The following is a 9,869-nucleotide window of genomic DNA, read 5'->3' as shown; positions in this document are numbered from 1 at the left end:
GGGCCGGCTGGGTAGCCGCTCCCCGCTCACCGCACCCGGGTTGCTGCGCAACCCGGGTGACGCTCCGTCCGCTGCGCTTCCGGAGCGGTGGGGGCTGCGCCCCCACGCGGTGCCTTCGCTGCGCTCCGGTCACCGGGTGGCGCTTCGCGCCGCGAAGCCCGGCCCCGCTGCGCGGGGCGGTCAACGGGCCTGCGGCCCGGGCAGCAGTAGGGGTGGCTTTCTCTCCGGTTGGCCTCTGCGGGTTCTGGGGGCTTGACGCCGGGTCAGCGTCTACGGGACCAGGTGCTGCCGATTCCCGCAACGTGCAGGGCTAGTGCGGTCAGCCCCAGGAGCATGACGTTGACTGACGAGAACGTGTGATTGGTGCTGATCTCGGCCGCGTTGATGAGGAACGCGATGAAGAACAGCACTGCCGCGACTATGCCGAGCATGACGAGCCCCTCTCATAGGAAGTGAAGCCCGTATGCCCGGCCATCGCCCCTACAGACATGGGCGGCGCCTCCGAAGTGGTCTGGCCGGCTTGTGCAGGCGGGCTGACGGCTCCTCAGGCGTGGACGTGGCGGGTACTTGCTGCCTTGTGTGAAGCGGCGTGATGCGCGGGCCGGCCTGTCGGGGGGACTGCGAGACGCCGCAGGGACAGGTCGGCGGTGGCGAGGAGAGCGGTGAAGACGGCCAGGAGGAGGACGGACACCCACATCTGCCGGCTCCCGGGTGCCTGCCAGCCGGTCCAGGCGGCGGATGCCGCCCACAGCAGGACGCCCGCGGTGTAGAAGGAGCGGACGCGGTGCAGCTGCCGCACGGTCTGCAGGAACTGGATGCGTTCGGTCTTCGGTGCCATGGGGGCCGTGTACCCCGATGTGCCGCGACCATCTGGGCGGAAGGAATCTTGTGTCGGGGGCTTTCCGGGGAATCTCGCACGTCTGCATTTTCGATGTGATGCAGCATGTAGCATTGGCGTAATTCAGGGACACCCGGTGGGGAGCGGTTTGTGTGTTGATCTACGAGTATCTTCCGCATGAGCTTGCCCGGCTCGGGGTGGTCGCGAAAGCTGCCGGACTCGATCAACGTCGGATAGCCGCTCAGGTCTGCCTGGCTCGGGAACGCGCCGGGAGGGCGAGGACGGCCCCGTCCGAACCCCATCACTTGAGCGAGGTGTTCATCGCGGAGTTGCGGCGCCTTCAGTGGGAGCGGATCGCCGGTCTCATGGAGAAAGATCGGATGGCCGCGTACGTGCCCTCCCGCGACTCGCGTGCCATCCGCTACGAAGAGCGGCGTCTGCAGCGGTTGATGACAGACGTGGCCGAGGCCGAGCGGTCAGGTGTCGCGGCTCCGGAAATCCGGCGGCACCGCGTCTACCGGATCGATGCCCGGCCCACCGCCGGCAGCTCCAGCCCGGACATGCCTGCCCCCGCCGTCCACCTGATGGCGGCATCACCCGGTGAAGCGGCCGCGAGAGCCTGGGCCATCCACGGAGGAGACGGCGGCCTCTACGGGCGCGGCGGATACCGGATCGCTTCCGTCACACAAATCCTTCCCGAGCCGGGAGAACTCTTTTGATCCAGCTCCGAGAACACCAGGTGGAACAGAAATCACGGTTCCAGAAATGGGTCGGATTCCCTGCAAGATCACCTGTGCCCCCGGGAGGGATGCGGGGCACGATCGTGTCCGCGACCGGATCGGGCAAGACGATCACCGCCGCCGCATGCGCGCTGGAATGCTTCCCGGGCGGGCGGATCCTCGTCACTGTGCCGACTTTGGACCTGCTCGTGCAAACCGCCCAGGCGTGGCGGGCGGTGGGGCACCGCTCCCCCATGGTGGCGGTGTGCTCGCTGGAGAACGACGCGGTACTGAACGAGCTGGGGGTGCGCACCACCACCAACCCGATCCAGCTCGCTCTGTGGGGCGGGCACGGGTCGGTCATCGTGTTCGCCACGTATGCCTCCCTGGTGGACCGCGAGGACTTCGACGACCCGATGGGCCAGGGGAAGGTTCGTGGGCCGCTGGAGGCCGCTCTGGCGGGCGGAGAACGGCTGTACGGACAGCAGATGGACGGTTTCGCGCTCGCCATTGTCGACGAAGCTCACTCAACCGCAGGTGATCTTGGCAGGCCCTGGGCCGCGATCCACGACAACGCTCGCATCCCCGCCGGCTTCCGGCTGTACCTGACCGCGACCCCGCGCATCCTCGCCGCGCCCCGCCCTCAGAAGGGCACGGACGGCCAGGAGGTGGAGATCGCGTCGATGGGCCAGGACTCCGAGACCTACGGGCCCTGGCTTGCCGAGCTCGGGCTGAGCGAGAGCATCGAGCGGGGCATCCTCGCCGGATTCGAGATCGACGTGCTGGAGATCCGCGACCCCTCCCCGGTCCTCGGGGAGTCTGAGGAGGCGCAGCGGGGCCGGCGCCTGGCGCTGTTGCAGACCGCGCTCCTGGAGCACGCCGCCGCGTACAACCTGCGCACCGTGATGACGTTCCACCAGAAGGTGGAGGAAGCGGCGGCCTTCGCGGAGCAGCTGCCGAAGACGGCCGCGCAGTTGTACGCGAACGACGCCTCCGACGACGACCTGGCGGCCGCGGACCGGCTGCCCGCGTCGTCGATCGACGCGGAGTTCTACGAGCTGGAGACCGGCCGCCACGTCCCGCCGGGCCGCGTGTGGTCGGCGTGGCTGTGCGGCGACCACCTCGTGTCCGAACGGCGCGAGGTACTGCGGCAGTTCGCCAACGGCATCGACGCCGCCGGCCGCCGGGTCCACCGCGCGTTCCTCGCCAGCGTTCGCGTGCTCGGGGAAGGCGTCGACATCACCGGCGAACGAGGCGTGGAAGCCGTCTGCTTCGCCGACACCCGCGGCTCCCAGGTCGAGATCGTGCAGAACATCGGCCGCGCGCTCAGGTTGAACCGCGACGGCACCACGAAGGTCGCGCGGATCATCGTGCCCGTGTTCCTGGAGCCCGGCGAGGACCCGACCGACATGGTCGCCAGCGCCTCGTTCCGCCCCCTCGTAGCCGTCCTTCAGGGCCTGCGCTCACACGATGAACGACTCGTCGAGCAGCTCGCCTCCCGCGCCCTCACCCACGGCAAGCGCAAGGTGCACATCCGGCGCGATGAGGAGGGGCGGATCGTCGGGGCCGGCGCCGAGGGCGAGGACCAGGAGCAGGACGACACCGACGCCGCTGCCGAGTCGGCCCTGCTCCACTTCTCCTCTCCACGGGACGCCGCCACCATCGCCGCGTTCCTGCGCACCCGGGTCTACCGGCCGGAGTCCCTGGTGTGGCTCGAGGGCTACCAAGCCCTCCTCCGCTGGCGGAAAGAGAACCACATCACCGGCCTCTACGCCGTCCCCTACGACACGGAGGTCGAAGTCGGCGTCACGAAGGACTTCCCGCTGGGCAGGTGGGTGCACCAGCAGCGAAAAGCACTGCGGGCCGGGGAACTGGAGCCGCGGCGCAAGGAGCTCCTGGACGCTCCCGAGACCGGGATGGTCTGGGAGCCGGGCGAAGAGGCGTGGGAGAACAAACTCGCCGCGCTGCGCTCCTACCGGCGGGCCACCGGGCATCTCGCCCCGCGTCAGGGCGCCCTCTGGGGCGAGAGCGAGGCCGAGGGCCTGGTGCCCGTCGGGCAGCACATGGCCAACCTTCGCCGGAAGGGCGGCCTAGGCAAGGACCCCGAGCGGGCGGCGGAGCGCGCAAAGCAACTGACCGCAGTCGACCCGGACTGGGACTGCCCCTGGCCGCTCGACTGGCAGCGCCACTACCGCGTCCTCGCCCACCTCGCCGAGGACGAACCCGGCGGTGTCCTGCCCGACATCGCCCCCGGAGTGCTGATGGACGGCGACGACATCGGACGATGGCTCGCACGGCAACGCCAGGCGAGCACCTGGGCGCAGCTGTCCACCGAGCAGCAGAAGCGGCTGTCCAAGCTGGGCGTGAAGCCCGTCCAGCCGGCATCTCCGGCCCCTGCCGCCACGCGTGCGACGAAGGGCCCGAGCAAGGCACAGCAGGCCTTCCAGCGCGGCCTTGCCGCCCTCACCCAGTGGGTCGAGCGGGAGGGCCAGCGGCCGGTCCCGCGCGGCCACAGTGAACAGATCACGGTTGACGGTGAAGCGGAGCCGGTGGCCGTCAAGCTGGGCGTATGGGTCTCGAACACCAAATCGAGGCGCGACAAACTCACCCGGGAACAGCTGGAAGCGCTGAGGAAACTGGGCATGCAGTGGGCGTGACGAACAGTCCGGGCACAGGGGAATCGAGTCTGGCCCGTCACACGGGTCTGGTGAGCTTTGGGTAGGGCCGGTAGTGAGCGACTCCCGCGTAGGACATCCCCAGGGAGACAGTGAGGATCTTGGCGTCGAGTTCGTCGGCGAGAGCAAGCAGACGTGTGGAGCGCAGAACTCGGGGCAGCAGGCCGGCGGGCGCGAGGCTGTCGCGGATATGGGCGGCGCCGGCAGGTCCGTGGTGTGTTCGGGTGAGCCTGGTGACGAGCAGGTGGCGATTGCCCGTACCGAGTCGGCGCCGGTGCTCCTGGCAGCGCTGCAGCGCCTTCCACGTCGCGCTGTCCAGTGGGAGATGCACTGATCTACCGGGAAAGCGGACGCTGTGGCGGTCGGGGTCGATGTCGGCGTCGGTGAACCGGCGCAGCTCGGTGATGGTTGCTGCGTGGAGGAGAGCGGCGAGGCCGATGAAGGCCTCGTGCGGGTGGATGTCGTTGTTGGTGGCCCACCGTTCGTACAGGGTGCGCTGCCTGGCCGGGGTGAGGGTGGGTCCGTGAAATCCCCTCTGCTGGACGGCGGTGATCGGGTCCGTGGGGTTGTGGAGGATGGCCCTGGAGTAGTGGGCGTGAGCGAAGAACTGACGCATGCCCGCGAGGTGGGAGGCGCGGCGGGCCGGGGCCAGGGCAAGGAAGGACTCCAGGTCTGCGGTGGTGACGCTCGCCCAGGCCCTGTGTCCCTCAAGATGGAGGGCCAGGTCCCGGATGGTGTCCAGACGGATCTCAACGGTCTCCAGCCGGTTCGGGCGCAGCCCGAGCTGCTGGGCTCGCTCGCGCTGGAGCAGCAGGAAATCTGCGAAGGCGGCGGCCTGGGGGCGCAGTGGGCCGGGGACGGCCCCGATGCGGCGGGTGCGGCGGGCTGCTGCGCGCCGGTCGGCGAGGTCCGGTGGCGGGGCGAGGCGGCCGTGGGTGCGGAAGAAATCGGTGAGCGCTCCCACGAGTTCGGGTGCACTGCTGCGGGCGTGCGCGAGCAGCTCTCCGGGGTCGCCGGTCGCGACCGCGGTGATCAGACGTGCGGTGGCGGCGACGATGTCGGCCGCGTAGATGGGGTGGCGGTGATCTGCGAGGTGTGCGGCAAAGTCGCTCCACCAGGGTGGTACGGCAGGCATGCGCTCGGCCCAGCCGACCGCACGGGTGATGACGGTGTGCGGTGAGTGCTCGTAGCAGCATTTACACAGGTCCTTGGCCCACTGGCCGCTGGTGCCACAGCGTTCACAGTATGCCGGGGGCGGTGCGGTGGCCGGATCGGTGCAGGTCCGGCAGCGCCGGGTCGCCGCGTCGAGGGTGCGCCGACGCCCGCAGTGCCGGCACGGGCCCCGTGCCCGTCGGCCCTCCGAGCGGTGCCGGCAGGCCGCGCACAGGTCCTGGGCGGATCGCCGTGGAGCGCCGCACAGGGCGCAGGTCCGTGAGCACCAGGCGCAGCGGCCGGTGTCGGGTCGCAGCCGGCGCAGGCGGTGGCAGGCCGGGCAGGTGTCCCTGGCCGTCCGGGGTACGGCAGCGGCACAAGGCGCGGGTGGGTTCGCGGCGGGCTCGGGTGCGGTCACAGCGGTGGCAGTGATCGGTGGCGGGACGCGGACTGCTGTTACGGAGGCTGCCGGTCGGGGACCGGGTCGGGGCGCGGCGGAGGCATTGAGGGTGCGGTGGATCCGGGCAGGGTCAGCAGGTCGCCGGGGGTGCAGTCGAGGGCGGCGCACAGTGCGGCCAGGGTGGACAGCTTCACCTGGGAAGGCTGTTTGGTGAAGAGGGCGGACACCGATGCCGCGGACAGTTCGAGACCGGTGCGCTCGGCCAGGAGACGGCGCAGTTCGGTGCCGGTCCAGATGCCGCGCTGTGCCGCGGTCATGCGCAGTTTCCACTCCACCACCGGTGGCGGGGCGGGTGTCTCCACGGCACGCAGAGGAGGTGTTGTCACGGGGAATCCCGGAGGTCAGCCGGCCAGGCCGGTCAGGGCTCGGGACGTGGCGCGGCGCCAGGCATCCTCGACGAAGGTGAGGCAGGGCCGGACGTAGGCCATGGTGGAGGCGATGTGCTCGTGGCCAAGCAGTTGCTGGACGGTGATCAGGTCCATGCCCTGTTCGTAGTGGTGGGTGGCGCAGGCGCGGCGCAGGTCGTGCGGGGTGAACTGGTCACCTTCGATGCGGCCTTCGGTGTCCAGAAGGCGGGCCAGGCGATCGCGTACGGTTTCCGGCTTCAGCGCCGCGCCGTGGGCGTCGCAGAACAGTGCGGCGGTATCGGGAAACAGGGGGCGGATGTCGCTCTGGTACCAGGCAAGGATCCGGTCCAGGCCGTCCAGCATCGGGGCCCATCTCGGGCGTGGTCCCGAGGTGTTGGCCGCCTTGCCGAACCGCACGTGGAGCTTGCCGGACGGGCCGAGTTCGGGGTGGACGTCGCACAGTTCCAGGCGGAGGGCTTCACTCAGCCGCGGCGCGGAGTGGTACAGGGTGCGCCACAGCGCGTAGTCCCGGGCCGCGGCCGGGTAGTCGGACACGGTGGCCAGGCGGGCGCGGGCATGGGCGAAGAAGGCCGTGAGGCGTTCCGCGGTGGGCGGCAGCCGGTGCGCGGGCTCGTCCCGGACGTGGCGCAGCCGGTTGAAGCGGTCCAGCGGATCACCCACGGCGGTGCCGTACAGGGCGCGGATCTCACTCACGTAGCGCAGGCGTACGAACGTGTGGAAGGCGCGCAGCATGTCCAGGTAGCGGCGTCTGGTTCCCGCGGTCCGGCCCGCGAGCAGCAGGGTGTGGAGCATCGCGTCCACGTGGGCGGGCTCGATCTGCCACACCGGGCGGTCGAAGTGGGCCAGCACCCGGGGAAGCAAGGAGGTGTAGGCGCCGATCGTCGTCGGGGCGAACCCCCGCACCACCCACGTCGCGGCGAACGCCCGGACACAGCCGGCCTGGAACACCCACACGTCCCGTGCCCGTCCGGCATCGCCGGCATCGGGGCCCCAGTCAGCGAGCCCGCCCTCCACCAGCCGGAGAAAAGGCCTCTCCCCCACACTCCACCACCATCACGTCGACGACCCCCGGCTAAGGCAGCACCTGAATCCTGCGCGCGCCACCGAAGTCATCAACGAGACAGTTGGAGAAAGGCAACTCCCGCCTTACGAACAACCCCGCACCCCACACCACTACCGACCCCAAGCCGAGAGGTCGCACTCAGGCACCGTCAGCTGCAGCGCCGCCAGCTCAGATGGTAGACGGTGGTCAGGCTTCCGTCGGTGGAGTCCATCGTCATGAAACTGGTCGTGGTGGCCGGGTTGGAGGTGCCTGCGCTGACGTTGAGTTGGGTGTTGATGGCGAGGTCGCGGGTCGCGCCGCAGGGTGCGTAGACGATCGATCCGATAGGGGTGGCGTCGCTGGCCTGCCAGTCGTTGTCCATGGGCCCGTAGAAGGGGTGCGGGATGGTGGCGGTCTGGGACTGGCCTTGGAAGTAGTAGTTTGCCTGCTCCTTGCCCGATGCCCCGGCGGCCAGGTGAGCGTAGCCGCGGTAGTCGGCCGACGCGACACCGTAGGTGAAGCCTTGAGGGGCGTTCACGCGGACCATGATCTGGCAGTTCTTGCGGAAGTCGGTCGGCTTGGCCCCGATACCGACCTGGGCGAGGTAGTTGCTGTACGTCACGGTGAAGGCGGTGTGGTCTGGCGCGGCGGTGACAGAGGCCGTCCCGGCCGGACAGCCGGAGCCGTTCACCGTCACTAACCCAACGGTGAACTGAGGCGGGGGTACATCTGCGGGACGAGCGCTGGCGGTGGTGGCACCGGCCACCGACAATGCCAGGAGCGTTGCGGTCACACCCGCTCTAGCAATTCTGCGACGAGCCATCGGGCTTCCCTTCAAGATCCGCCCAGGCTGAACCGACAGCAGACAGCAGCCCGGGCACGAGAACAAACGAGCACCAGAGAATGATCACCTTAGGTCCACGAATCCAACACACACAGCAACAGTTCCAGCCGACCACAACCCGATACAGGCAACCGGATGACTGAGGTGTCGCCAGGACTGCTACCCATAGGTCGGCGGCGATCTTCCCGGCAAGCAGGTCGGGCCTTGACCAGGCCCCCGGCCGGCGCCTCGCCCTCTGCCGTAACCGCGCCCGGGAGGAACACGGCCGCCGCCACCGCGAGGACACCAGCAAGGCGGCTACGAGTAGGTACGGCCTGGAAAGTCGGCTGGAAGTGGTTGCTGTGCGTACGGAAGGCGCAGCTTAGGGTGAGCCTCCTTGTCGTTCTCGTGCCCAGACCTTTGCCTGCTGTCGGTTCAGGCTGGGCGGATCTTGAAGGGAAGCCTGATGGCTCGTCGCAGAATTGCTAGAGCGGGTGTGACCGCGTCGCTCCTGGCGTTATCGGTGGCGGGTGCCACCACTGCCACCGCTCATTCCTCGAGCGCCACGCCGCCGTGGTTCACAGTGGAGTTGGTGACCGTCAATGGTTCCGGTTGCCCGGCCGGGACGGCCTCCGTCGACCCCGCCCCGGACCGGACCGCCTTCACCGTGACATACAGCGACTACCTGGCGCAGGTCGGCGTCGGAGCCGGACCGACCGACTTCCGCAAGAACTGCCAGATCATGGTCCGGGTGAATGCCCCCCAGGGCTTCACCTACGGCATCGCGAAGGCCGACTACCGCGGTTACGCCTCCCTGGCCAGCGGGGCCTGGGCCAGGGAACGGGCGAACTACTACTTCCAGGGCCAGTCCCAGACCGCCAGCATCCCCCACCCCTTCTACGGCCCGATGAATGACAACTGGCATGCCACCGACGCCACTCCGGTCGGGTCAATCGTCTACGCCCCCTGCGGAGCAAGCCGCGACCTAGCCATCAACACCCAGCTCAACGTCGGCGCCGGCAGCTCCAACCCGGCCACCACGACCAGTTTCATGACGATGGACTCCACCGACGGAAGCCTCAACACCATCTACCACCTCAGCTGGAACCAATGCCCCTGACCCCGAGTCAAGGCCAGGCAATTGCCGAGAAAACACGCGATGGCAGTACTGACACCACCGGCCACCCAGGGTGTTCCCAACTCTCCGCTGGTGCTGGTGCGCAAGCTGGCTACAGCCCGGGCAGACGGCGTGATCTCGTGCTCCCGGCGAACTGACCTGACTCTATGAGGGCCAGACTCCTGTGCTCCCCGCCGCGATGATCGTCCGGCAGCGCCTGAGAACCATGCCGACGGCCTTATCCCGCTGGTCGCGGTGCTGCGAACCGGCAAGCGGAAGGTGTTCGCGATCAATCCCATGGCCGCCGCTCGCTACCGTGACCGGCACTCCGTCTCCCCCAAGAAGTCCGATCCCGGCGATGCCCTCGTGCTGGCGAACATCCTGCGCTGCCTCCAGCACCACAGGCTGTTCGACGAGGACACAGCTTTTCCGGCCGCACTCGCCAGGGCGGCTTGACGAGCTGAGGGCCTGAGGTGTCTACAGCGTCTCGGGGGCTACTCGATTGATGCACCGGCTGGGCTTCAGCCCGCAGGTCCCCGCGCGGCGGGTCGCCGAGCGCGACGAGCAGGCCGTCACCGCATGGAAGGAGGTGACCTGGGACGAGGTAAAAGAGCCCGGGCGGCCTGCGGGGGCTACATCTGTTTCGAGGACGAGGCAGGCTTCACCCGCCGGCCG

The 9,869-nt window shown here is 69.1% G+C and carries 9 protein-coding genes and 2 pseudogenes; 5 read left to right on the top strand and 6 right to left on the bottom strand.

Features of this window, described 5'->3' with window-relative positions; translation table 11 throughout:
* Nucleotides 1-263: 263 nt before the first annotated feature.
* Entirely contained in the window at nucleotides 264-431 is a 168-nt protein-coding gene (locus ACZ7GZ_RS40800) for a hypothetical protein (RefSeq protein ID WP_165939570.1), read from the bottom strand.
* Nucleotides 432-544: 113 nt separating this feature from the next.
* Nucleotides 545-838, bottom strand: coding sequence for a hypothetical protein (locus ACZ7GZ_RS40795; protein WP_471032600.1), 294 nt, complete (start codon nucleotides 836-838; stop codon nucleotides 545-547).
* 152 nt (nucleotides 839-990) lie between these two features.
* Here ACZ7GZ_RS40795 and ACZ7GZ_RS40790 point away from each other — a divergent pair, with 152 nt between their 5' ends.
* Nucleotides 991-1,557 (top strand): hypothetical protein, encoded by a 567-nt coding sequence (locus tag ACZ7GZ_RS40790; RefSeq protein ID WP_471032598.1) that lies wholly within the window; start codon nucleotides 991-993, stop codon nucleotides 1,555-1,557.
* The gene (locus ACZ7GZ_RS40785; protein ID WP_471032596.1) at nucleotides 1,554-4,214 is read left to right on the top strand and encodes a helicase associated domain-containing protein; all 2,661 of its coding nucleotides are present in this window, start codon (nucleotides 1,554-1,556) and stop codon (nucleotides 4,212-4,214) included. Before ACZ7GZ_RS40790 ends, ACZ7GZ_RS40785 begins: the two co-directional genes overlap by 4 nt.
* Nucleotides 4,215-4,251: 37 nt before the next feature.
* Here ACZ7GZ_RS40785 and ACZ7GZ_RS40780 read toward each other — a convergent pair whose 3' ends face one another.
* The 4 genes from ACZ7GZ_RS40780 to ACZ7GZ_RS40765 all read right to left on the bottom strand — a co-directional run bounded on the left by ACZ7GZ_RS40780 (nucleotide 4,252) and on the right by ACZ7GZ_RS40765 (nucleotide 8,077).
* A complete protein-coding gene (locus ACZ7GZ_RS40780; protein WP_471032594.1) occupies nucleotides 4,252-5,367 on the bottom strand; it encodes a hypothetical protein in 1,116 nt (371 codons plus the stop codon).
* A gap of 473 nt (nucleotides 5,368-5,840) precedes the next feature.
* Nucleotides 5,841-6,170, bottom strand: a complete 330-nt coding sequence (locus ACZ7GZ_RS40775; RefSeq protein WP_471032592.1) for a helix-turn-helix domain-containing protein — start codon at nucleotides 6,168-6,170, stop codon at nucleotides 5,841-5,843.
* Nucleotides 6,171-6,185: 15 nt separating this feature from the next.
* Entirely contained in the window at nucleotides 6,186-7,253 is a 1,068-nt protein-coding gene (locus ACZ7GZ_RS40770) for a tyrosine-type recombinase/integrase (RefSeq protein ID WP_471032590.1), read from the bottom strand.
* A 170-nt stretch (nucleotides 7,254-7,423) separates the two neighbouring features.
* A complete protein-coding gene (locus ACZ7GZ_RS40765) occupies nucleotides 7,424-8,077 on the bottom strand; it encodes a DUF4360 domain-containing protein (protein WP_471032588.1) in 654 nt (217 codons plus the stop codon).
* A 466-nt stretch (nucleotides 8,078-8,543) separates the two neighbouring features.
* Here ACZ7GZ_RS40765 and ACZ7GZ_RS40760 point away from each other — a divergent pair, with 466 nt between their 5' ends.
* From ACZ7GZ_RS40760 to ACZ7GZ_RS40750, 3 genes and pseudogenes are all read left to right on the top strand, one after another.
* Nucleotides 8,544-9,197, top strand: coding sequence for a DUF4360 domain-containing protein (locus tag ACZ7GZ_RS40760; protein WP_471032586.1), 654 nt, complete (start codon nucleotides 8,544-8,546; stop codon nucleotides 9,195-9,197).
* 243 nt (nucleotides 9,198-9,440) lie between these two features.
* A pseudogene (locus tag ACZ7GZ_RS40755) lies at nucleotides 9,441-9,644 on the top strand (IS110 family transposase); the annotation flags it as partial.
* A 28-nt stretch (nucleotides 9,645-9,672) separates the two neighbouring features.
* Nucleotides 9,673-9,869: pseudogene (locus tag ACZ7GZ_RS40750) on the top strand (helix-turn-helix domain-containing protein); the annotation flags it as partial.

Source organism: Streptomyces sp. NPDC037288, from assembly GCF_055603265.1.
This window is presented reverse-complemented; position numbering and strand designations above follow the sequence as displayed.